The sequence below is a fragment of the Thioalkalivibrio paradoxus ARh 1 genome (assembly GCF_000227685.2).
Lineage (GTDB): Bacteria > Pseudomonadota > Gammaproteobacteria > Ectothiorhodospirales > Ectothiorhodospiraceae > Thioalkalivibrio > Thioalkalivibrio paradoxus.
Genome location: NZ_CP007029.1, coordinates 1,831,997 through 1,853,502, shown reverse-complemented (window position 1 = coordinate 1,853,502; position 21,506 = coordinate 1,831,997). Strand labels below are relative to the sequence as shown.

The window sequence follows — 21,506 nt, the reverse complement described above, 5'->3', positions numbered from 1 at the left end:
CGGGTTCCGTATCAGGAGTTGAGTCGGTGCAGCAGGTCGCGGGCCTCGGAGATCAGCCGGTTGCGGCCGAACAGCAGCTTCCAGCGGGAGCCCCCTGCCTGGCGCCAGAGGACCGCGGCCCGGATGCCCGCGAGCAGGAGCGCGCGGATGCGCGCGGCGGTCCCCGGGTTGGAAAGGTGGGTCTGCTCACCCTGCACGATGATCCGGGGTCCGAGTGGCGAGATGGTTTCCTGGTACACCTCGGCGAGCCGCGCGATCACGCTCTCGTGGGACAGGTTGAAGTACTCCACCTGGCGCTCCGCGCCCTTCAGTCCGTCGCCGAGCGCCTGCAGCATCTCGGGCCGGGCTTGCAGCTTGCGTTCCAGGAAGATCAGGCCGATCGCATAGCGGGTGATTTCCATATCCGGCGGCTTGCCGCCGGATTTCAGCTGGACCTCGATGCGTTCGAGCCCGTTGCGCAGGTTGGCCTCGCCGCGGTAGACGGCGGCGGGGGTCTCGGCGTCGAACGCGAACAGGCTGCCGACGAGCACCTCGAACTCGTGCTCGTCGCAGTGCCCGCGCCAGGCGAGATCCTTGACCAGGGCGGCGGTCTGGAAGATCGCCGCCAGCGCCAGGGTTCGGTTGTAGTCGCTGCGCTCCAAGGGTGACCGTTCTCGCTTTGCGTGGAAACCGGGCGCTACTATACCGGATCCGGACCCTCGGCCTCGCCCGCGGCGGCGCTGATCACGGCTCCGCCGAGGCATTCCCGGTCACGGTAGAACACGATCGACTGCCCCGGCGTGACCGCCCGCTGCGGGGTTTCGAAGCGTACCTGCAGTCCGGCTGCGTCGATTCGGGTGATCCGCGCGCGCTGCAGCGGCTGGCGGTGGCGGATGCGAATGCTCAACGGCTCGCCCGCGCTCGGTGCGCCGAGGATCCAGTGGGGATCCGTGGCAGTCAGGCCGGTGCTCAGCAGCAGCGGGTGGTCGGCGCCCTGCGCGACGATCAGGCGGTTGCGCCCGGTATCCTTCGCGACCACGTACCAGGGGGCATCGCCAGCGCCTTCCACGCCGCCGATGCCCAGCCCCTGACGTTGGCCCAGCGTGAAATACATCAGGCCGGGATGCTGCCCGAGCACTCGCCCTTCGGGGGTGCAGATCTCGCCGGGGGGCGCACTCAGGTACTGCGACAGAAAGTCCCGGAAGCGCTTTTCGCCGATGAAGCAGATGCCGGTGCTGTCCTTGCGCGCATGGTTGGGCAGGCCCAGCGCGCGGGCCTCGGCGCGGACCTCGGATTTCCACATCTCGCCCAGCGGGAACAGCGTGGGGCGCAACTGGTGCTGCTCCAGTCCGTACAGGAAATAGGTCTGGTCCTTGCCCTCGTCCCTGGCGCGGAGCAGGCGGCTTCCGCGGTCCGTATGCTCCACCGTCGCATAGTGGCCGCTGGCGACGCGGGTTGCCCCCAGGCGCCGGGCGTGATCGAGCAGGGCCGGAAACTTGATCTCGCGATTGCAGAGAATGTCGGGGTTCGGCGTGCGGCCGGCCCGGTATTCGTCGAGAAAATGTGCGAACACCCGGTGCCAGTAGTCGGCCGCGTAATTCGCCTTGTGCAGCGGGATCTCCAGAATCGCGGCGACCTCGCGGGCCATCTCCAGGTCGGCCTCCGCCGCGCAGTAGCCCGGTTCGTCGTCCTCCTCCCAGTTCTTCATGAACAGGCCCTCGACGGCGTACCCAGCCTGCAGCAGCCGCGCCGCGGCCAACGCCGAGTCGACCCCGCCCGAGAGCCCGACGATCACCTTTTCGTGCCTCGTGTTCATGCTGTTGCGCCGGCGCGCGTGGCTACCGATGGGCGCGCTCATGGAGCCCGGGACAGCGCGCCGACGGTGTCCAGCGGCAGCCGTACCCCTTGCGCGAAGCGCTCGAGCGAACGCTGGACCAGAGGGCTGCGCAACGGCCAACCCCGGGCCTCGTCCGGAGTCAGCCAGTGCGTCGCGAGGATCGCCGGGTCGCGGGGTGCGGTGCCCGGCAACGGGAAGGCCCGCCCGGTGAAAGCGACCCGCAACGTGACGGCGCCGGAGGGCAGGGCCAGCAGGTCGCAGCCGAGCCAGGCTTCGGGCCGGAAATCCAGGCCGGTCTCCTCGCGGACCTCGCGGATCACCGCGCTGCGCAGATCCTCTCCCGCCTCGAGGTGCCCGGCCGGTTGATTCAGCACCCGCCGGCCGCCGGCCGCCTCTTCGACGAACAGGAACCGCCCGGCATCCGCGATCACCGCGGCTACGGTGACGTGGCAGCGCAGGCGGTCGGTCATGAATCGGTCCGGTTTCGGAAGGGCGACATCATCCGGCGCATGATAACGCGCAGGGCCTACCTCTGCCGTAAAGGGCTTGGACGTTGCTAGTATAGGTGCCCCCGACCCACCCGTTTGCGAGCACTGGAGCAGCCATGGCCTACGAACACATCAAGATTCCCGCCGGCGCCGAGCCGATTTCCGTCGATGCCGACGGCGTGCTGCAGGTTCCGGACAACCCCATCGTCCCATTCATCGAGGGTGACGGCATCGGGGTCGACATCACTCCGGTGATGCGGCGTGTCGTCGACGCCGCGGTCGACCAGGCCTACGGTGGCAAGCGCCGGATCGCCTGGATGGAGGTCTATGCCGGGGAAAAGGCGAACGACGTGTACGGCGCGAACACCTGGCTGCCGGCGGAAACCCTGGACGCCGTCCGCGACTACGTGGTCTCGATCAAGGGGCCGCTGACGACGCCGGTCGGTGGCGGCATCCGTTCGTTGAATGTGGCACTGCGCCAGCAGTTGGATCTCTATGTCTGCCTGCGTCCGGTTCGCTACTACGCGGGCACGCCGAGCCCGCTGAAGGAGCCGGAGAAGACCGACATGGTGATCTTTCGCGAGAACTCGGAGGACATCTACGCCGGGATCGAGTACGAGTCCGGCAGCGCGGAGGCGCGCAAGGTCATCGACTTCCTGCAGAACGAGATGGGAGTGACCAAGATCCGCTTTCCGGACACCGCGGGCATCGGGATCAAGCCGGTTTCGAGCGAAGGCACGAAGCGCCTGGTGCGCAAGGCGATCCAGTACGCGATCGACAACGACCGCCGGTCGGTGACGCTGGTACACAAGGGCAATATCATGAAGTTCACCGAGGGCGCGTTCAAGAACTGGGGCTACGAATTGGCCCGCGAGGAGTTCGGGGCCGAGGAGATCGACGGAGGCCCATGGTGCAGCCTGCGCAACCCCAAGACCGGGTCGGAGATCGTCGTGAAGGACGTGATCGCCGACGCGTTCCTGCAGCAGATCCTGCTGCGCCCTGAGGAGTACGATGTGATCGCGACGCTGAACCTGAACGGCGACTACATTTCCGATGCGCTGGCGGCACAGGTCGGCGGCATCGGCATCGCGCCGGGAGCCAACCTGTCGGATACCGTCGCGATGTTCGAGGCGACGCACGGGACGGCCCCGAAGTACGCCGGTCAGGACAAGGTGAACCCCGGGTCGCTGATCCTGTCCGCAGAGATGATGCTACGGCACATGGGCTGGATCGAGGCCGCCGACCGGATCGTGCACGGCATGGGTGGAGCGATCAGCGCTCGGGAGGTCACCTACGACTTCGCGCGACTGATTCCGGGTGTCGAACCCGCATCCTGCTCCGGATTCGGCGCCGCGGTGATCGCACGGATGGATTCGGGCCACGCATCCGGTAGTCAATAGTTCACCGAAGGGGGATAGAGTTTGCGGTCTATTTGTCTATCTCGGAAGACTGCCCGAAGATGCAGTGGCGGCACCGAGGGGAAGCCAGTAACAAGCCTGAATCGCCCATGACGGATCCCAAGCACAGAACTGGCGTCGACGAGTCGATCGCCGTCGACGAATCCCGGCCGGAGCTGAAGCCGCCCCGGAATTTCAAGGTCGTGCTGATCAACGATGACTACACGCCGATGGAGTTCGTCGTCGAAGTGCTCGAGACCTTCTTTGCGATGGACCGGGAGAAGGCCACGCGGGTGATGCTGCATGTGCACACCCGCGGCAAGGGCGTCTGCGGGGTCTTTTCCCGCGACATCGCCGAGACGAAGGTCGCGCAGGTCAACGACTACGCTCGCCACCACCAGCACCCGCTGCTATGTTCGATGGAGGAGGCTTGACCCCGATGCTCGACCGCGAACTCGAATTCAGTCTGAACATGGTCTTCAAGGACGCCCGGGAGAAGCGGCACGAGTTCGTGACCGTGGAACACCTGCTGCTGGCGCTGATCTCGAACCCAAGCGCTGCCACGGTGCTGCGCGCCTGCGGCGCCGACCTCGAACGGATCCGGGGCGAACTGGAGACCTGGCTCGACGCCAACACCCCTCGCATACCGCCGCGGGATGGACGCGAGACCCAGCCCACTCTGGGTTTCCAGCGCGTGCTCCAGCGAGCGGTTTTTCATGTGCAGTCCAGCGGCCGCAAGGAAGTCAGCGGGGCGAACGTGCTCGTGGCGCTGTTCGGCGAACAGGATTCGCACGCACTGCACCTGCTCGCACGCCAGGACATCCAGCGGCTGGACGTGGTCAATTTCCTGTCGCACGGCATCTCGAAGGTGCCCGATGAGGATGGTGGCCAGATCCAGCCCGGCGGTCCCGAAGGCGGCGGGGCAGCGGAAAGCGGTCCCGACGAAGGCGCGGAAAAGCAGAACGCGCTGACGCTCTACGCGACGAACCTGAACGCGAAGGCGGCGAAGGACGAGATCGACCCGCTGATCGGCCGGGAGCACGAGGTCGAGCGCACCATCCAGATCCTCTGCCGGCGGCGCAAGAACAACCCGCTGCTGGTCGGCGAGGCCGGCGTCGGCAAGACCGCGATCGCCGAGGGCCTGGCGCGCCGGATCGTCGACCATGAGGTGCCCGAAGCGATCTCGAAGGCCACCGTGTATTCGCTCGATCTGGGCGCGCTTGTGGCCGGCACCAAGTACCGGGGCGATTTCGAGAAGCGCCTGAAGGGTGTGCTCGCACAACTGCAGCGCCAGCCCGGCGCGGTGCTGTTCATCGACGAGATCCACACCATCATTGGCGCCGGCGCGGCTTCTGGCGGCGTGATGGATGCCTCCAACCTGATCAAACCGATGCTGGCCAGCGGCGAACTGAAATGCATCGGTTCGACCACCTACAACGAGTACCGCGGCATCTTCGAGAAGGACCGCGCGCTGGCCCGGCGCTTCCAGAAGATCGATGTGCCGGAACCGTCGGTCGAGGAGACCTTCCAGATCCTGGCCGGGCTGAAGTCCCGTTTCGAGACGCACCACAACGTGCGGTTCACCCGGCCGGCGCTGCGCGCGGCGGCGGAACTCGCCGACCGCTACATCACCGACCGTTTCCTGCCCGACAAGGCGATCGATCTGATCGACGAGGCCGGCGCAAGCCGGCAGCTGCAGCCCTCGAGCCAGCGTCGCAAGACGATCGGTGTCCACGACATCGAGGCGATCGTCGCGAAGATCGCGCGCATTCCGCCGAAATCGGTTTCCAGCAGCGACGTCGAGATCCTGCGCAACCTCGAACGCGACCTGAAGATGGTCGTGTTCGGTCAGGATCCCGCGATCGACAGCCTCAGCACCGCGATCAAGATGGCGCGTTCGGGGCTGGCGGACCAGGACAAGCCGATCGGCTCGTTCCTGTTCACCGGTCCGACCGGGGTCGGCAAGACCGAGGTCACCAAACAGCTGGCGCGGATCCTGGGCATCGAACTGCTGCGCTTCGACATGTCCGAGTACATGGAGCGGCACACGGTGTCGCGTCTGATCGGTGCGCCACCGGGCTATGTCGGCTACGACGAGGGCGGACTGCTGACCGACGCGATCCTGAAGCATCCGCACGCGGTGCTGCTGCTCGACGAGGTCGAGAAGGCCCACCCCGACGTGTTCAACCTGCTGTTGCAGGTGATGGACCACGGCACGCTGACCGACACCAACGGGCGCAAGGTCGATTTCCGCAACGTGATCGTGGTGATGACCAGCAACGTCGGCGCGGAGATGGCTAGTCGCCCGTCGATGGGGTTCACGCAGCAGGACCACTCGAGCGATGCGATGGAAGTGCTGAAGCGGACCTTCAGCCCGGAATTTCGCAATCGCCTGGATGCGATCATCCAGTTCGGGGCGCTCGACGAGGTGACCATCCTCGGGGTGGTCGACAAGTTCCTGGTGCAGCTGCAGGCCCAGCTCGACGAGAAGAAAGTGGTGCTGACCGTCACTCCTGAAGGCCGGGCGTGGCTGGCCGAGCACGGCTACGACGCGAAGATGGGCGCGCGTCCGATGGCGCGTACCGTGCAGGAGCACATCAAGAAGCCGCTGGCCGAGGAAATCCTGTTCGGGCGGCTGTCGAAGGGTGGCGGGGAAGTCGTCGTGCGGCTCGGCGATGCCGGGCTGGAACTCGAAATCCTGGAGCCCGCCGTCAGCTGACGCGGCGCTCCTCGCCCGGTTACTTGTTGCGGTAGACGATGCGGCCCTTGCTGAGATCGTAGGGGGTCATCTGCACGATGACCTTGTCGCCGCGCAGGATGCGGATGTAGTGCTTGCGCATCTTGCCGGAGATGTGTGCGGTGATCACGTGCCCGTTCTCGAGTTCCACGCGGAACATCGTGTTGGGCAGGGTTTCGACCACAGTCCCCTCGAGTTCGATCTCGTCTTCCTTCGCCATGCAAGTCCTCGCTGATGTAATCCGGGAGGCGACATTATGCGGATGCGCGGCGGGAACTCAAGCTGGCGCGCGATTTCTGTTCCCGATCCGGGGTTGCGGGCCGACATCGCGACACGCCGGCCGGCGCGCCCCGGCTGCGCCGGCTCCGGTTCGCCGGCCACGGGTTTGCCGCCCCGGATTTGATGGGCATACACTACGGCCACCTTGAGCAGCGCCAGGTCAGCAATGGATACACAGTGGGCAGTGGTGTTCCCGGGCCAGGGGTCGCAGTCGGTTGGCATGCTCGGCGAACTGGGCCGCGAACGGTCCGTGGTCCGCGATACCTTTGGCGAAGCGTCCGACGTGCTGGGGGCGGATCTCTGGTATCTGGTCCAGAACGGTCCCGCCGAACGGTTGAACCGCACCGAGAACACCCAGCCCGCGATGCTGGCCGCCGGAGTCGCCGTGTGGCGCGTGCTGGCCGCGGAGGTTCCGGTTCCGCCAACGGTCGCCGCAGGGCACAGCCTGGGTGAGTACAGTGCGCTGGTCGCCGCGGATGCATTGGATTTCGCGGACGCGGTGCGCGTTGTGCGCGAACGCGCGCTGGCGATGCAGGACGCGGTTCCGGAAGCTGCGGGCGCGATGGCGGCGATCCTCGGGATGGACGACGACGCGGTGCGCGAACTGTGCGCTGCCCAGGCGGGCAGCGAGGTGCTCGAGCCGGTCAACTTCAACTCGCCGGGTCAGGTGGTGATCGCGGGTAGTGCCGCGGCGGTCGACCGCGCGCTGGCCGCCGCACCGGCCGCCGGCGCCCGGAAGGCGGTGCGCCTGTCGGTTTCGGTCCCCTCGCACTGTGCGCTGATGCGCCCGGCAGCGGAACGCCTGCGCAGTGCGCTACAGGATGTGGAGCTGCGTCTGCCGCGCATCCCCGTGCTGCACAACGCCAGCGCCGCTCCCGTCGACAGCGTGGACGCGCTGCGCGCGATTTTGGCCGAACAGCTTTATCGGCCCGTGCGGTGGGTCGAGACCGTGCAGGCGATGCGCGGCCGGGGCGTGCAAACGCTGGTCGAGGCGGGCCCGGGTCGGGTGCTGACGGGGCTGGCCAAGCGCATCGACCGCGAGCTTGCACTGCTGGAAGTCAGCAATGCGGAGAGTCTAGCCAAGAGCCTGGCGGCACTGCGGGCCTGACCGAGCCGAGCGCGTCGGATCCCACGAGCATCGAGCAGAGGAAACCAGCGATGACCGAAACGAAAGGTGCGGCTTTGATCACCGGCGCGAGCCGGGGGATCGGGGCCGCGATTGCAAGACGCATGGCCGAGGATGGCTGGCCGGTGATCGGCACCGCGACATCGGCACCCGGCGCCGACCGGATCTCGTCGGCGCTGGCCGATGTCGGAGGCCGCGGCCTGGTGCTGGACGTCACCGACGTCGCGTCCGTGCAGGCGGCGCTGAACGACATCCAGGCACGGGAGGGCAGCATCGAGGTGCTGGTGAACAACGCCGGCATCACCCGCGACAACCTGCTGATGCGCATGAAGGACGCCGAGTGGGACAGCATCATCGACACCAACCTCACCGCGGCGGTGCGCCTGACGCAGAAGGTGCTGAAACCGATGATGAAGGCACGGAGCGGCCGCATCATCCTGATCGGTTCGGTCGTCGGATCGAGCGGAAACGCAGGGCAGACCAACTATGCCGCGGCAAAGGCAGGGCTGGCGGGCTTCGCCCGCGCGCTGGCCCGCGAGGTCGGCAGTCGCAACATTACCGTGAACACGGTGGCCCCGGGGTTCATCGACACCGACATGACGCGCGAACTCGGTGACGAGACCCGGGCCAAGCTGCTCGAGGGGATCCCGCTCGGCCGTCTTGGCGCCGCCGAAGAAGTGGCCGCGGCGGTCGCTTTTCTCGCATCCCGCGACGCGGGGTATATCACCGGCGAGACGCTGCATGTGAACGGCGGCATGTTCATGCATTGACCAGTGGTTTCCGGTTGCCCGGGCCACCGAGACCACGGGGCCACAACCGGGTGGATCGTGCCCCAGCACAGGCGGCACCGTGCTGGATTGCACGGGGGCTTTTCACTAGAATGGCGCTCGAAAATTGACCGCCTTACACCCAAAGGGGATGTCGTAGATGAGCAGCATTGAAGAACGTGTCAAGAAGATCGTGGTTGAGCAATTGGGCGCGAAGGAAGAGGACGTGACCGATTCCGCCTCGTTCGTCGAGGACCTGGGTGCCGATTCGCTCGACACCGTGGAACTGGTGATGGCGCTCGAGGAGGAATTCGAGACGGAAATCCCGGACGAACAGGCCGAGAAGATCACGACCGTGCAGCAGGCGATCGACTACATCAAGGCGCACATGAAAGACTGATCCAGGCCGGTTTGCGGCTTTTCCGATGGATACCGAAGCAAGGGCCGCTCGCGGAGCCTCGGGGCGGCCCTTGCTTCATCCATTTCTGAGGGAGAATTCAATTGGCTAAGCGTCGTGTGGTGGTTACAGGTCTCGGGATCGTCTCTCCGGTGGGTTCCACGGTGGAAACGGCCTGGGCAAACATTGTCGCCGGCAAGAGCGGGATCACGCCGATTGATGTTTTCGACGCATCGGAAATGCCAGTCCGGATCTCGGGAGCGGTGCGGGACTTCAATGCCGACGAGTACGTTCCCAAGAAGGACCAGAAGAAAATGGACACCTTCGTGCTCTACGGTCTCGCCGCAGGCCTGCAGGCGCTGGAGGACTCCGGTCTGGCCGTGACCGAGGCGAACGCCGAGCGCATCGGGGTCGCGATCGGGTCCGGTATCGGCGGTCTGCCGTATATCGAGCGCTCATACGCAGCCTACCTGAAGGGCGGGGCGCGGAAGATCTCGCCGTTCTTCGTTCCCAGCGCGATCATCAACATGGTCGCCGGAAACCTGTCGATCATGAAGGGCCTGAAAGGCCCGAACATCTCCATCGTCTCGGCCTGCGCCACCGGCACCCACAACATCGGCGATGCCGCGCGCATGATCGCCTATGGCGACGTCGACGCGATGTTGGCCGGCGGGGCGGAAATGGCCACCACGCCACTGGGAATCGGCGGCTTCGCCGCCGCCCGCGCCCTGTCGACCCGCAACGACGATCCGGCGCGGGCCTCGCGTCCCTGGGACCGCGATCGCGACGGGTTCGTGCTCAGCGACGGGGCCGGCGTGCTGATGCTGGAAGAGTATGAACACGCCAGGGCGCGTGGTGCGCGCATCTATTGTGAACTCGCGGGTTTTGCCTGGAACTCGGACGCCTATCACATGACCCAGCCGTCCCAGGGCGGCGAGGGCGCGGCCGACTGCATGCTGAAGGCGCTGAAGGATGCCGGCGCGAACACCGACGAGGTCGGATACATCAATGCCCACGGGACCTCGACGCCGGCCGGCGATCTCGCCGAGACACTGGCGGTGAAGCGCGCGCTGGGCGACCATGCGCAGCGAGTGCTGGTGAATTCGACCAAGTCGATGACCGGTCACCTGCTCGGGGCCGCAGGCGGCATCGAGGCATTGTTTTCCGCGCTGACGCTCTATCACAAGGTGTCGCCCCCGACGATCAACCTGGACCATCCGGGCGACGGTTGCGATCTCGACTACGTGGCCCACGAGGCGCGGGACGTCGATGCGCGGGTCGCGTTGTCGAACTCGTTCGGCTTCGGCGGGACGAACGGCTCGCTGGTGTTCCGCACCCTGTAGTCGGGTCCGTGTCCGTCCGGCCGCTCGCGACGGGCGCGGATCTCTGGGCGCTGGCCCGCAGTCACCCCCAGCGTTATCCGCATCTGCTCGATACCGCGCTGATCGGGCAGGCGCCCGCGCGTTTCTCGATTCTGTTCGCATTTCCCGGCGCGCAGTTGACCGGCGATGCGGTACTCGACGGCCTCGCAGGGATCGGGCCGTTCGACGCGATGCGGGAGCCGGAGCCCCCCCCGGGGCTGCCGTTCGCCGGCGGCTGGTTCGTCTACCTGGGATACGAACTGGCGTGGTCGATCGAGCCGTCGCTGGGCGCCTGCACGCCCGATCCCTGGTTGCCGAGCGCGGTGCTGACCCGGTTCCCGGCGGCGCTGATCGTGGACCACTGGGAGCGCCGGAGTTACTTCGTCGACGAAGACGACGACCCGCAGCGCTGGGACCAGGTGCGCGCCGATCTCGCGGGCGTGGGCGATGCGGACCCTGCGGAATGGCCCCCGATGCAGCTCGACGAGGACGATCCGGAAGACTATCGGCAGGCGGTGCGGCGTGCGCTGCGCTACATTCGGGACGGTGACTGCTTTCAGGCCAATCTGTCTCGCGAATGGCGGATCCGCTCGTCCCGACCCTGGGATACCGCAGACGTGTACGCGCGGCTGCGGCGTGCGAACCCGGCACCCTTCGCCGCCTGGCTGCGCCTTCCCGGGGGCGAGGTGCTCAGCTCGTCTCCCGAGCGCCTGGTCGCGGTCAGGCACGGTGTGGCGGAGACCCGCCCGATCGCCGGGACCCGTCGCAGGGATGCCGATGCGATGAAGGACCACGCGCTGTCCAGCGATCTGAAGGTCAATCGCAAGGAAATCGCCGAACACGTGATGCTGGTGGACCTCGAGCGGAACGATCTCGGACGGGTTGCGGTTCCGGGCAGTGTCTGCGTTCCCGAGTTCATGACGATCGAGAGTTATCGTCGGGTTCACCATATCGTGTCGTCGGTTCAGGCGCGGCTGCGGCCCGGCGCGACTCCCGCCGATCTGCTGCGGGCCTGCTTTCCCGGGGGCACCATCACCGGCTGCCCGAAAATTCGCAGCATGCAGATCATTCGGGAGCTCGAGCAGGGCGCATCGCGCGGCGCGTACACCGGCTCCTGCGGGTACATCAGCCGGGACGGACGGATGGATACCAATATCCTGATCCGCACCTTCGTGGTGCGCGGGCAGGACCTGCGGTTCCGCACCGGAGCCGGGATCGTGGCCGATTCCGACCCCGAGGCGGAACTGCAGGAGACCCGGCACAAGGCCCAGGGGCTGCTGGACGCACTGACATCATGACGATGCTGGTCAACGGCGACGAGGGGGGGCGGGTCGACGCCCGGGACCGGGGGCTGCAGTTCGGCGACGGCGTGTTCGAGACCGTGCGCCTGCACCGGGGCGTCCCCCAGTTATGGAGCCGGCACTGGGAGCGCCTCTGTCTCGGGCTCGACCGGCTCGGAATTCCGCGGGTGTCGGAACGCGACTGTCTGGACGACCTGGCGCGGGTCGCCACGGGCCCACGCAGCATGGCCAAGCTGATCGTCACGCGCGGGGTCGGGCCCCGGGGGTATGCGGTGCCGGCCCGGGTCCACCCGACGCGGATCGCGATCGGAGGGGACACGCTATCCGGCGAAGACGCCCGGGAATGGCTGCGTATCGGCGTTTGCGGAACCCGTGTGGGTCAGAATCCGCTGCCGGGTTGCAAGCACCTGAACCGCATCGAGAATATCCTGGCGCGCATGGAATGGGGCCCGGACTGGGACGAAGGTGTGATGCTGGACCACAACGACCACGTCGTGTCGGGAACCCAGGGCAACCTGCTGCTGCTGGAAGGGCGAACGCTGGTGGTCCCGCCGGTGCAGGAGTTCGGGATCGCCGGAACCCGCCGCGCCTGGGTGATGGAACGGGCCGCGCGCGCGGGTCTGCAGGTGCTCGAAACGCGGGTAGACCTGCGCCGCGCGCGGGATGCCGATGCGGTATTCCTGAGCAACAGCCGGATCGGCCTGCGGCCGGCGCGCTGGGCCGGGGATCATGCTACCCTCGCGGACCCGGCCGATCGGCCGGAATCGATGGCGTTGATGCTCGAAATCGGATATGAATTGAATGAGATGGCTTAGCCTCTTCACGCTTTTTCTGCTGATCGCCGCGACGCTTGCCGGAGCTCATCTGGTCACCTCGTACCAGAAGCAGATGACCGCGCCGCTCGATCTGGGGCAGGCCGAGGTCTTCATGGTGGAGCCCGGCCAGGGCTTTCGTCAGATCGTCGGGGAAATGGAGGAACGTGGCTGGGTCCGCTACCCCTGGATGGTCGAGTTCCATGCCCGTCGGGCTGGCATTGCCGGCCGGCTCCAGGCGGGTGAGTACGAGGTACTCCCAGATCTCACGGTGAGCGCACTGCTCGACCGGATGGCCCGCGGTCAGGTCATGCGGCACCGGCTGACGGTGCCCGAGGGCTGGACTGCGCAGCAGTTCTTCGACGTCGTTCATGGCCACCCGGCGCTGCGGCCCTTGCCGGAGGAGACGGACCTGAATGCACTGATGGCCGAACTGGGTCGGCCCGACCAGCATCCGGAGGGCTGGTTTCTGCCCGATACTTACGTGTTCAGTCGCGGCACGGCTGCCCGGCAGATCCTCAAACAGGCGCACGAGAGCCTGAACCAGGTGCTGGACCAGGCCTGGGACGAGCGCATCGACGATCACCCGGCCGAGTCGCGCTACGAATTGCTGATTCTGGCGTCGATCATCGAGAAGGAGACCGGCCAACCCGAGGAACGTGGCCTCGTCGCCGGTGTGTTCGTGAACCGGCTGCGCCAGGGTATGCGGCTGCAGACCGACCCGACGCTGCTCTATGCGCTGGCACCGGGAGAAACACGGCTGACCCGTGCCGAATTGCGACGGGATCATCCCTACAACACCTACACGCGCGATGGGTTGCCGCCCACGCCGATCGCGCTGCCGGGCCGGGCCTCGATTCTGGCTGCGGCGCAGCCAACCGAGACCGACGCGCTGTTTTTCGTGTCGCGCAATGACGGCACGCATCAGTTCTCGAGAACCTACGCAGAACACCGTGCCGCGGTGATCGAGTACCAGCTGGGCGGTGACGCCAGCCGCTATGGCGGAGCGCGGCGATGAGTCGGCGTTCCGGCGGATTCGTGGTGCTGGAGGGAATCGAGGGCGCGGGCAAGTCGACGCAGCTCGAGCGCCTCGGGCGGCGGCTGGCCGCGACTGGAACCGAGATCGTTCGGACCCGCGAACCCGGCGGCACCGAGGCCGGCGAGCAGATCCGTGGGTTGCTGCTGGATCCGGGTTTCGGTGATGTCGCGCCCGAAACGGAGTTGCTGATGATCTTCGCTGCGCGCGCCGAGCACCTGCACCAGGTGATCCGCCCGGCACTGCAGCGCGGTGCCTGGGTGCTCAGCGACCGCTTCACGGATGCGAGCTTCGCCTATCAGGGGGCGGGTCGCGGGCTCGCCATGGAGCGGATCGAAGCGCTCGAGACCTGGCTTCAGGGGGATTTGCGGCCGGATCTGGTGCTCGTCTTCGACGTTCCCGTAGAGGTCGGGCTGGGGCGGGCGCTCGCGCGCGGCAAGCGGGATCGGATCGAGAGCGAGGACATCGCCTTCTTCGAGCGCGCCCGCGAGGCCTACCGGACGCGCGCGAGGTGCGATCCCGAGCGGTACCGGCTGATCGACGGTACTCCGGATCCGGAAACGGTGGAAGCTGCCGTCGCGCGGGCCTGGAGCGACTGGCTGGAGAACCGGGCCGGCTAGCGCATGATGAGTCTCCAGCGCACCTCCAGCCCAAACGATGCGCCCGGAACGGCGTTTCCGCCTTGGCTCACCGCACCCCTTGGGCATCTCGCTGCGTGGACGCGGGCGGGCCGACTGCCGTCGGGCCTGCTGCTGGTCGGGCCCGAGGGGGTGGGCAAGGGGTTGCTCGCGCGCAGGTTTCTGCAATGGGTCGCGTGTGTCGATTCCGGTGGCACGGACCAGCCCTGCGGAATCTGCAACGGTTGCCGAAGCTATCTGGGCGGGAGCCATCCGGAGATCCTCGAGGTTGCACCGGAGGCACCGGGCAAGGAAATCCTCGTGGACGCCGTGCGGGAGGTGGTCGACTTCCTGTCGCTGAGCCAATCCGGGCCGGCGCGGGTGGTGCTGATCTCCCCGGCGGAAGACATGACCGCGAATGCCGCCAACGCGCTGTTGAAGACGCTCGAGGAACCGCCGGCCGGGGCGGCGCTGTTGCTCACCGCGACCCGTCCGGCACGCCTGCCACCGACGATCCGCAGCCGCTGCCAGCAACTGCGGGTTCCGCACCCCGATCGCAAGCATGTGCTGGAGTGGCTGCAAGCGGGGGGCCGCCCGGCGCTGACGGTCGACGAGGCGCTGGCGGCCTGCCTGGACCAGCCGATGGCGGCCCGCGATCTGCTGCAGGATCCGGAGGCGATCGACCGCTGGCAGCGCGACCGCGGGGCGCTGAATGCGCTGCTGAAAAGCCGGTCGCCGTTCCCGGTGATCGACCGATTCACCGCCTGCGAACCGGGTTCGCTGGTGCCTCGCCTGCAGTGCCTGCTGGTGTCGGCCCAACGCTGGCTGCTGACCGAGGAAGCGGATGCCTTCGGCCGCCTGTTCGACTCGGCGCAGCTGGCCGCGTTCGCGCAGGCACATGGGCCGCGCGGCCTGGCACGCCTGCTGCAGGATTCTCAACGCTGGCGCCGGGAGGTGTCGGCTGCCCTGAATCCGCAGCTGCGCTGCGAGGAGATCGTGCTTGCGCTGCAGCCCGCGTGACCGCGCTCGCTGCATGTGTTGGCGAGCCGGGCCAAATGCGATAATAATGGCCGAGTGTCCTTCCGCTTCGGAGCAAAGGCAAGTGGTGCCAGGGAACTGCACAGCTAGGATCGGGTGGAGTACAGCGGCATGAGCACGCCGACCGGGGGCCGGATCCTGACGCTCGCGATCCGCGACAAGGCGGCGCTGTTTGCCGCCTACATGCCCTTTCTGGTCAACGGTGGGCTGTTCATTCCAACGGACAAGTCGTTCCGGCTCGGTGACGAGATCTTCGTATTGCTGAGTCTGCTGGACGAACCCGAACGGATCCCGGTTCCCTGCCAGGTCGTCTGGATTACCCCAGCGCGCGCACAAGGCAACCGCGTGCGCGGCATCGGCGTGCAGTTCAGCTCCAGCGACAAGGGTGCGGCCCGGCGCCTGATCGAAACGCATCTGGGCGGCATGCTCCAGTCGACCGGGCGCACGCATACGCTCTAGTGGGTCGTGCGGCCGGCCCGACACCGATCCGAACCGCGTCTGCGCGGGCGGGTCAGCGGTGGTCGGCGACCCGAGCCAGTGCCTCCTCGAGCGCTCCAGGAGACAGATAGAAATGCGGCGAGAAGCGGATACCACCGCCCCGCTGCGCGCACAGCACACCCGCGGCCTGCAGGTGCTGGAACAGGGACTCCGGGCTGCCGTGGGCGGGGAAGAACGTCAGAATACCCGCATGCCGATCGACCGGGGTCAGCACCCGGCAACCGAGCGATGTGAGCCCCTCGTGCAGTTGCCGCCAATGCGCGTCGATCTGCCGGGCGATGGTCTCCAGCCCGGTGTCCAGCAGCAGCGACAGGCTGGCGTGCACCGCATGGGTTCCGAGCAGGTTCGGGCTTCCGGGTTCGAAGCGGCGCGCGCCGGCTGCAGGTGTCAGCTCGTAGGTCATGAAATCGCCGGAATCCGCCAGCATGTGCCAGCCGAATTCCTGTAACTGCAGGCGATCCCGGATTTCCGGGCGCACGTAGAACAGCGCGATTCCCTCCGGAGCCAGCAGCCACTTGTGGGCATCGGCCATCACGAAATCCGCGTGTACGGACGCGGCATCGAAGGGCAGGGCTCCCAGGTGCTGGATCGCGTCAACGCAGAACAGGATGTCCCGGCGGCGCAGCTCGGTACCCAGCCGCTCGATGTCCAGGCGCAGACCGCTGGCAAACTGCACCGCGCTGCAGGACAGCAGCGCGGTATTCCGGTCACAGGCGGCCAGCAGCGCCGCCTCGGGATCCGGACCGCGGTCGAGTGCCACCTCGCGCAGCTCGAGCCCGAACCGTTCCGCCGCCATCAGCCAGACGATCCGGTTGGAAGGGAACTCGCCCGCCGGGATCACGATGTTCGCCTGCGGTGGCCAGTCCAGCCCGAGTGCAACCATCGACAAGGCTTCCGACGTATTCTTCACGAACGCGATGTCGTCGGCTGCCGGCGCACCGATCAGCCGCCGCGCCAGCTCCCGGGCCTCGTGCTCGACCTTCAGCCAACGGGCGTACTCGCGCGAACCCTGCACGAGGTTTTCGCGCGCGAACGCAGCGACCGCGTCGGCCGTTCGCCGCGGCCAGGGGCCAACGGCCGCGTGATTCAGGTGAATGATGCCCTGGTGGGGAAATTCGGGATGCATCGGTTTCTCCGCGTGGGTCCGGGCCAAGCCTGTCAGATCTGCGGCGCCCGTCAAGCCCCTCGGGCCAGCAAGCGGGGTTGCCCTTGGCTGCTGCGCTTGTTAGTGTGGTCAGTCTGTTTTCGCAAAAACATTTTGCGACCAACTGCTGTGCCCGCCCGTTCGTGGCCAGGCATGCGGTCCGGACGCCGCCTATGGCGTACGTGTCCCGCCTTCATCACGTCTTTCTGAAGGAGGAACTGAATGAACTCAGTTCTCAAGTTCTTTCGCGACCCCGACCTCGGGACCATCGAGACGCGCGAGTTCAAGGTCTTCAACGAACGCAGCCTCGACCGCATCGACGCGATCCGGCATCTGCCCGAGGACATGCAGTTCGATATGCGCGTGGTCGCGAGCGTGCTTCCGTTCCGGGTGAACGAGTACGTGATCGACGAGCTGATCGACTGGTCCCGGGTTCCGGAAGACCCGCTTTTCCAGCTGACGTTTCCCCAGCGCGAGATGCTGGCTCCCGAGGCATTCGAACGCATGGCCGAACTGCACCGGAAGGGCGCGGACCGCGCGCAGATCTCGGCGCTCGCCTGGCAGCTGCGCGAGGATCTGAACCCGCACCCGGCCGGACAGCTCGAACTCAACCGGCCGCGCGACCTGGAAGGGAGCGTGATCAACGGCCTGCAGCACAAGTATCGTGAGACCGTGCTGTTCTTCCCGAGCCAGGGCCAGACCTGTCACAGCTACTGCACGTTCTGTTTCCGCTGGGCCCAGTTCGTCGGCGACAAGGAACTGCGCATTGCGTCGAGCCAGGTCGACCAGCTGCTCGGATACCTGCGGGCGCACCGCGACGTCTCCGACCTGCTGATCACCGGCGGCGATCCGATGGTGATGAAGACCCGCAACCTTGCCCAGTACCTCGAGCCGCTGCTGGCGCCGGAATACGACCACGTGCAGTCGGTGCGCATTGGCACCAAGGCACTGAGCTTCTGGCCCTACCGGTTCGTGACCGACCAGGACGCCGACGACCTGCTCCGACTCCTCGAACGGATGGTCGATGCGGGCAAGAATGTCGCGATCATGGCGCATTACAACCACTGGCAGGAACTCGATACGCCGATCGCGCACGCCGCGGTCCGACGCCTGCGCGAAACCGGGGCGACCCTGCGTGCGCAGGGACCGCTGCTTGCGCACATCAACGACGATCCGGCCGTCTGGGCGCGTCTATGGCGCGAGCAGGTGAAGCTGGGGATCCACCCGTATTACATGTTCGTGGAACGCGATACCGGGGCTCGCCGGTACTTCGAGGTGCCACTGGCACGGGCCTGGGAAATCTACCGGGATGCGATGCAATCGGTCTCGGGCCTGGCGCGCACCGCGCGCGGGCCGTCGATGAGTGCCGGCCCGGGCAAGGTCGAGGTGCAGGGCGTGACCGAGGTCCATGGCGAGAAGGTCTTCGTTCTGCGTTTCGTGCAGGGACGCAACCCGGACTGGGTGCAACGCCCGTTCTTCGCGAAGTTCGATCCGCAGGCGACCTGGCTGGACCAGCTGCGACCGGCCTTCAACGAGCCCAGGTTCTTCTTCGAAGACGAGTTCGCGTCGATGAAGCCGGCCGCCTGAAGCGAAGGCGGCGTGCACGCGGTGAGCCGGTCGCCTGGCCGCATGCAGCCCGCCGAGCGGTGGCACACGCCGGCCCCAACGGCTGGAAGGAGACGGTCACCATGCCGAAGATCCGCATCCGCGATTTGACCAAGTTCTTCGGGGAGCCCGCGGGGCCGGCGCTGAAGCTGCTGGAACAGGGGCTGGACCGCAAGGAGATTCTTGCGCGCACTGGCCTGACCCTCGGCATCGCGAACGTCTCGTTCGATGTCGACCAGGGCGAAATCGTGGTGGTGATGGGGTTGAGCGGCTGCGGCAAGTCCACGTTGATTCGCTGCATCAACCGGCTGATCGAGCCGACCTCGGGATCGGTGGAGATCGACGGTCGGGACATTGCCCGGCTGAGCGACTCCGAGGTGCGGGCGTTGCGCCGCAGCAAGTTCGGCATGGTCTTCCAGAACTTCGCGCTGTTCCCGCACAAGACGATCGTCGACAACGTCGCGTTCGGCCTGGAGGTGCAGGGTGCAACACCGGCGGACCGCGCCTCCCGTGCCCAGGAATCCTTGCGCCAGGTCGGGCTGGACGGTTGGGAACACGCCTATCCCGACCAGTTGTCCGGCGGCATGCAGCAGCGCGTCGGGCTCGCGCGCGCGCTGGCGGTCGACCCCGACATCCTGCTGATGGACGAGGCGTTCAGCGCGCTCGACCCGCTGATCCGGCGCGACATGCAGCAGGAACTGATCGCATTGCAGGCGCGTGTGCGCAAGACCATCGTGTTCATCACCCACGATCTCGACGAGGCGCTGAAGCTCGGTGACCGGATCGTATTGATGAAGGACGGATACGTGGTCCAGATCGGCACGCCGGAAGAGATCCTCGAGTCCCCGGCGAACCGCTACGTCGAGCGGTTCGTCGAGGATGTCGACAAGTCCCAGGTGCTGACGGCCGCAACGGTGATGCGCGACCCCGGCGTGCTCGCCTTCGTGCACGAAGGGCCCCGCGCGGTCCTGCACAACATGGAGCGCGTCAGCTACTCGAGCCTGCTGGTGCTGAACCGCGACAAGACTCTGGCCGGATACGTGCTCGCGGAAGACGCGGCCAGCGCGATCCAGCGGGGAGACCGGGACATCTCCGGCATCCTGCGCACCGACGCGCCCCACGTAGGGCCCGACGAACCGCTGACGGGCCTGATCGAGCGGTTGGTGGACACGCGTGTTCCGGTGTCCGTGATCGATCCGGAGAACGGCCGCCTGCTGGGAACGGTGGTGCGGAGCAACGTGCTCGCGGCTTTGGCCGACAGCCGGGGCCGCGGCAATGGCCGGGAACCGGAAGCGGGATCCGAAGCAGGCGGAGCCATCGACGAGGCGCCGGCCGCATGAGCCAGGATTTTCCGTTCGTGGACAAGTTCCCGCTGGCCCGTTATATCGATGACGGCCTGGACTGGCTGACCGACCAGTTCGCCTTCGTCACCCGCGCGATCAGTACCGTGCTCGGCAACGGAGTGGAGCTGGTGGTCGGGGCATTGACGCTTCCGCCACCCTGGATCGTGATCGCCGCGTTCGCGGCACTCGCGTGGTGGGTCGCCGGGCGCCGGGTCGGTATCGGCACCGCGGCCGGACTGCTGTTTCTGTGGAACCTCCAGTTGTGGCACGCGACGATGGAGACCCTGACGCTGGTGTTGTTCGCGACCGCGGTCGCGGTGGCCATCGCGATGCCGATCGGGATCCTGGGCGGGCTGTCCGAGCGCTTCCATCGCGCGATCATGCCGGTGCTGGATTTCATGCAGACGATGCCGGCGTTCGTCTACCTGATTCCGGCAATCCCGTTTTTCGGCCTCGGCCAGGTGTCGGCCATGTTCGCCACCGTGATCTTCTCGATGCCGCCGGCGATCCGCCTGACCACGCTTGGCATCCGGCAGGTGCCGCGCGAACTGGTCGAGGCGGCCGACGCCTTCGGCGCGACCCGGCGCCAGAAGCTGTTCAAGGTACAGTTGCCGCTGGCCGTCCCGACCATCATGGCGGGGATCAACCAGACCATCATGCTGGCGCTGTCGATGGTCGTGATCGCGGCGATGATCGGCGCGGGCGGCCTCGGCGGCGAAGTCTGGCGCGCGATCCAGCGCCTGCAGCCGGGTGCCGGATTCGAGGCGGGCATCGCGATCGTGATCGTCGCGATGATCCTGGACCGGGTGACCCAGCGGATCGGGCAGAAACGCAAGACCCACTCATGACCCACACAAGGAGACAAGCGATGCGATTGAACACAACCACGAGCGTGGCGGCCATAGGCGGCCTGACCCTGGCGCTGGCCCTGGGCGCCTGTGCACCGCGCGATCGCGCGGACACCATCGACCTGGTCTACGTCGAGTGGGCCAGCGAGGTCGCGAGCACCAATGTGATCCGGGTCGTGCTGGAGGAGGCCGGCTACGACGTCAACATGACGTCGGTCAGCGCTGCGGCGATGTGGCAGTCCACCGCCTCCGGGGACCAGGACGCCTTCGTCGCCGCATGGCTTCCGACGACCCATGGCCACTACCTCGAGCAGGTGGCCGATCGGGTCGAGGATCTCGGCCCGAACCTCGAGGGCACACGGATCGGCCTGGTCGTGCCCGCGTATGTCGAGATCGATTCGATCGAGCAGCTCAACGAGCACGCCGACCGCTTCGACGGCCGCATCATCGGCATCGATCCCGGCGCCGGGATCATGAGCACCACCGAGACGGCGATCGAGGAGTACGGGCTGGATCTGTCGCTGGTGGAAGGCTCCGATGCCACGATGACCGGAGTGTTGCGCGATGCGATCCGCAACCAGGACTGGGTCGTGGTCACCGGCTGGACGCCGCATTGGAAGGAAGGGCGCTGGGAGCTGAAATACCTCGAGGATCCGAAAGGCATCTACGGTGGCGAAGAAACGATCCATACGATCGTGCGCGCGGGTCTCGGCGACGACCATCCCGAGGCCTACGCGATTCTCGACCGCTTCCATTGGACTCCGACCCAAATGGCGGAATTGATGGTGATGAACGAGGAGGGCGGTGATCCCTACGACAACGCGCGTCAGTGGGTGGAAGCGAACCCGGAAATGCTCGAGCGCTGGCTGAACTGATCGCCATCGGCCGCGGCCCTG

22 protein-coding genes are annotated in these 21,506 nt (G+C 66.8%); 17 read left to right on the top strand and 5 right to left on the bottom strand.

Features of this window, described 5'->3' with window-relative positions; genetic code table 11:
• Positions 1-11 precede the first annotated feature (11 nt).
• From hflD to THITH_RS08485, 3 genes are read right to left on the bottom strand one after another with little or no spacing between them, the layout of a single operon-like run.
• Positions 12-641 (bottom strand): high frequency lysogenization protein HflD, encoded by a 630-nt coding sequence (hflD, locus tag THITH_RS08495; protein WP_006747497.1) that lies wholly within the window; start codon positions 639-641, stop codon positions 12-14.
• Between the two features lie 38 nt (positions 642-679).
• Positions 680-1,795: a tRNA 2-thiouridine(34) synthase MnmA gene (gene mnmA, locus THITH_RS08490; RefSeq protein ID WP_025367408.1), complete on the bottom strand. Its 1,116-nt coding sequence runs from the start codon at positions 1,793-1,795 to the stop codon at positions 680-682.
• A 38-nt stretch (positions 1,796-1,833) separates the two neighbouring features.
• Positions 1,834-2,286 (bottom strand): NUDIX domain-containing protein, encoded by a 453-nt coding sequence (locus THITH_RS08485; protein ID WP_006747499.1) that lies wholly within the window; start codon positions 2,284-2,286, stop codon positions 1,834-1,836.
• 134 nt (positions 2,287-2,420) lie between these two features.
• Between THITH_RS08485 and icd the strand changes: the two genes are divergently transcribed.
• The 3 genes from icd to clpA all read left to right on the top strand — a co-directional run bounded on the left by icd (position 2,421) and on the right by clpA (position 6,420).
• Entirely contained in the window at positions 2,421-3,704 is a 1,284-nt protein-coding gene (gene icd, locus THITH_RS08480) for an NADP-dependent isocitrate dehydrogenase (RefSeq protein ID WP_006747500.1), read from the top strand.
• 107 nt (positions 3,705-3,811) lie between these two features.
• Positions 3,812-4,135, top strand: coding sequence for an ATP-dependent Clp protease adapter ClpS (clpS, locus tag THITH_RS08475; protein WP_006747501.1), 324 nt, complete (start codon positions 3,812-3,814; stop codon positions 4,133-4,135).
• 5 nt (positions 4,136-4,140) lie between these two features.
• Positions 4,141-6,420, top strand: a complete 2,280-nt coding sequence (gene clpA / locus THITH_RS08470) for an ATP-dependent Clp protease ATP-binding subunit ClpA (protein ID WP_006747502.1) — start codon at positions 4,141-4,143, stop codon at positions 6,418-6,420.
• A gap of 19 nt (positions 6,421-6,439) precedes the next feature.
• On the opposite strand, the gene infA is transcribed toward clpA, so the two are convergent.
• Positions 6,440-6,658, bottom strand: a complete 219-nt coding sequence (infA, locus tag THITH_RS08465; RefSeq protein ID WP_006747503.1) for a translation initiation factor IF-1 — start codon at positions 6,656-6,658, stop codon at positions 6,440-6,442.
• A 225-nt stretch (positions 6,659-6,883) separates the two neighbouring features.
• Between infA and fabD the strand changes: the two genes are divergently transcribed.
• The 10 genes from fabD to THITH_RS08415 all read left to right on the top strand — a co-directional run bounded on the left by fabD (position 6,884) and on the right by THITH_RS08415 (position 15,631).
• Positions 6,884-7,825 carry an ACP S-malonyltransferase gene (gene fabD, locus THITH_RS08460; RefSeq protein ID WP_006747504.1) on the top strand — a complete coding sequence of 314 codons (942 nt, stop codon included), beginning with the start codon at positions 6,884-6,886 and terminating at the stop codon, positions 7,823-7,825.
• A 50-nt stretch (positions 7,826-7,875) separates the two neighbouring features.
• Positions 7,876-8,613, top strand: a complete 738-nt coding sequence (gene fabG / locus THITH_RS08455) for a 3-oxoacyl-ACP reductase FabG (RefSeq protein ID WP_006747505.1) — start codon at positions 7,876-7,878, stop codon at positions 8,611-8,613.
• Between the two features lie 157 nt (positions 8,614-8,770).
• Positions 8,771-9,010, top strand: coding sequence for an acyl carrier protein (gene acpP / locus THITH_RS08450; protein ID WP_006747506.1), 240 nt, complete (start codon positions 8,771-8,773; stop codon positions 9,008-9,010).
• Positions 9,011-9,129: 119 nt separating this feature from the next.
• Entirely contained in the window at positions 9,130-10,350 is a 1,221-nt protein-coding gene (gene fabF, locus THITH_RS08445; RefSeq protein ID WP_025367406.1) for a beta-ketoacyl-ACP synthase II, read from the top strand.
• A gap of 8 nt (positions 10,351-10,358) precedes the next feature.
• Positions 10,359-11,666 (top strand): aminodeoxychorismate synthase component I, encoded by a 1,308-nt coding sequence (locus THITH_RS08440; protein WP_006747508.1) that lies wholly within the window; start codon positions 10,359-10,361, stop codon positions 11,664-11,666.
• Complete coding sequence (locus THITH_RS08435) at positions 11,663-12,484, top strand: aminotransferase class IV (protein WP_006747509.1); 822 nt, start codon at positions 11,663-11,665, stop codon at positions 12,482-12,484. The genes THITH_RS08440 and THITH_RS08435 overlap by 4 nt, the downstream gene beginning before the upstream one ends.
• Positions 12,471-13,499 carry an endolytic transglycosylase MltG gene (gene mltG, locus THITH_RS08430; RefSeq protein ID WP_006747510.1) on the top strand — a complete coding sequence of 343 codons (1,029 nt, stop codon included), beginning with the start codon at positions 12,471-12,473 and terminating at the stop codon, positions 13,497-13,499. The genes THITH_RS08435 and mltG overlap by 14 nt, the downstream gene beginning before the upstream one ends.
• Complete coding sequence (tmk, locus tag THITH_RS08425) at positions 13,496-14,137, top strand: dTMP kinase (protein ID WP_006747511.1); 642 nt, start codon at positions 13,496-13,498, stop codon at positions 14,135-14,137. Before mltG ends, tmk begins: the two co-directional genes overlap by 4 nt.
• Positions 14,138-14,140: 3 nt before the next feature.
• Complete coding sequence (locus THITH_RS08420; RefSeq protein ID WP_006747512.1) at positions 14,141-15,154, top strand: DNA polymerase III subunit delta'; 1,014 nt, start codon at positions 14,141-14,143, stop codon at positions 15,152-15,154.
• A 129-nt stretch (positions 15,155-15,283) separates the two neighbouring features.
• Positions 15,284-15,631: a PilZ domain-containing protein gene (locus THITH_RS08415; protein WP_006747513.1), complete on the top strand. Its 348-nt coding sequence runs from the start codon at positions 15,284-15,286 to the stop codon at positions 15,629-15,631.
• A gap of 52 nt (positions 15,632-15,683) precedes the next feature.
• Here the strand turns inward: THITH_RS08415 and THITH_RS08410 are convergent, their stop codons facing one another.
• Entirely contained in the window at positions 15,684-16,796 is a 1,113-nt protein-coding gene (locus tag THITH_RS08410; protein WP_006747514.1) for an aminotransferase class V-fold PLP-dependent enzyme, read from the bottom strand.
• A 240-nt stretch (positions 16,797-17,036) separates the two neighbouring features.
• On the opposite strand from THITH_RS08410, the gene THITH_RS08405 reads away from it, so the two are divergent.
• The 4 genes from THITH_RS08405 to THITH_RS08390 all read left to right on the top strand — a co-directional run bounded on the left by THITH_RS08405 (position 17,037) and on the right by THITH_RS08390 (position 21,485).
• Entirely contained in the window at positions 17,037-18,401 is a 1,365-nt protein-coding gene (locus THITH_RS08405; protein WP_006747515.1) for a KamA family radical SAM protein, read from the top strand.
• A 101-nt stretch (positions 18,402-18,502) separates the two neighbouring features.
• Positions 18,503-19,759, top strand: coding sequence for a quaternary amine ABC transporter ATP-binding protein (locus THITH_RS08400; RefSeq protein WP_006747516.1), 1,257 nt, complete (start codon positions 18,503-18,505; stop codon positions 19,757-19,759).
• Complete coding sequence (locus tag THITH_RS08395; RefSeq protein WP_006747517.1) at positions 19,756-20,610, top strand: ABC transporter permease; 855 nt, start codon at positions 19,756-19,758, stop codon at positions 20,608-20,610. The genes THITH_RS08400 and THITH_RS08395 overlap by 4 nt, the downstream gene beginning before the upstream one ends.
• Positions 20,611-20,630: 20 nt before the next feature.
• A complete protein-coding gene (locus tag THITH_RS08390; protein ID WP_006747518.1) occupies positions 20,631-21,485 on the top strand; it encodes a glycine betaine ABC transporter substrate-binding protein in 855 nt (284 codons plus the stop codon).
• The last annotated feature ends 21 nt before the right edge of the window (positions 21,486-21,506 follow it).

Excerpts from the sequence above, each read along its gene's own strand:
- fabG (WP_006747505.1), top strand. The coding sequence starts at position 7,876 with ATGACCGAAACGAAAGGTGCGGCTTTGATCACCGGCGCGAGCCGGGGG.
- acpP (WP_006747506.1), top strand. The coding sequence starts at position 8,771 with ATGAGCAGCATTGAAGAACGTGTCAAGAAGATCGTGGTTGAGCAATTG.
- clpA (WP_006747502.1), top strand. The coding sequence starts at position 4,141 with ATGCTCGACCGCGAACTCGAATTCAGTCTGAACATGGTCTTCAAGGAC.
- icd (WP_006747500.1), top strand. The coding sequence starts at position 2,421 with ATGGCCTACGAACACATCAAGATTCCCGCCGGCGCCGAGCCGATTTCC.
- tmk (WP_006747511.1), top strand. The coding sequence starts at position 13,496 with ATGAGTCGGCGTTCCGGCGGATTCGTGGTGCTGGAGGGAATCGAGGGC.
- THITH_RS08485 (WP_006747499.1), bottom strand. The coding sequence starts at position 2,286 with ATGACCGACCGCCTGCGCTGCCACGTCACCGTAGCCGCGGTGATCGCG.
- infA (WP_006747503.1), bottom strand. The coding sequence starts at position 6,658 with ATGGCGAAGGAAGACGAGATCGAACTCGAGGGGACTGTGGTCGAAACC.
- THITH_RS08390 (WP_006747518.1), top strand. The coding sequence starts at position 20,631 with ATGCGATTGAACACAACCACGAGCGTGGCGGCCATAGGCGGCCTGACC.
- THITH_RS08420 (WP_006747512.1), top strand. The coding sequence starts at position 14,141 with ATGATGAGTCTCCAGCGCACCTCCAGCCCAAACGATGCGCCCGGAACG.
- THITH_RS08410 (WP_006747514.1), bottom strand. The coding sequence starts at position 16,796 with ATGCATCCCGAATTTCCCCACCAGGGCATCATTCACCTGAATCACGCG.
- THITH_RS08435 (WP_006747509.1), top strand. The coding sequence starts at position 11,663 with ATGACGATGCTGGTCAACGGCGACGAGGGGGGGCGGGTCGACGCCCGG.
- THITH_RS08400 (WP_006747516.1), top strand. The coding sequence starts at position 18,503 with ATGCCGAAGATCCGCATCCGCGATTTGACCAAGTTCTTCGGGGAGCCC.
- THITH_RS08395 (WP_006747517.1), top strand. The coding sequence starts at position 19,756 with ATGAGCCAGGATTTTCCGTTCGTGGACAAGTTCCCGCTGGCCCGTTAT.
- THITH_RS08415 (WP_006747513.1), top strand. The coding sequence starts at position 15,284 with ATGAGCACGCCGACCGGGGGCCGGATCCTGACGCTCGCGATCCGCGAC.
- fabD (WP_006747504.1), top strand. The coding sequence starts at position 6,884 with ATGGATACACAGTGGGCAGTGGTGTTCCCGGGCCAGGGGTCGCAGTCG.
- mltG (WP_006747510.1), top strand. The coding sequence starts at position 12,471 with ATGAGATGGCTTAGCCTCTTCACGCTTTTTCTGCTGATCGCCGCGACG.
- THITH_RS08405 (WP_006747515.1), top strand. The coding sequence starts at position 17,037 with ATGAACTCAGTTCTCAAGTTCTTTCGCGACCCCGACCTCGGGACCATC.
- mnmA (WP_025367408.1), bottom strand. The coding sequence starts at position 1,795 with ATGAACACGAGGCACGAAAAGGTGATCGTCGGGCTCTCGGGCGGGGTC.
- clpS (WP_006747501.1), top strand. The coding sequence starts at position 3,812 with ATGACGGATCCCAAGCACAGAACTGGCGTCGACGAGTCGATCGCCGTC.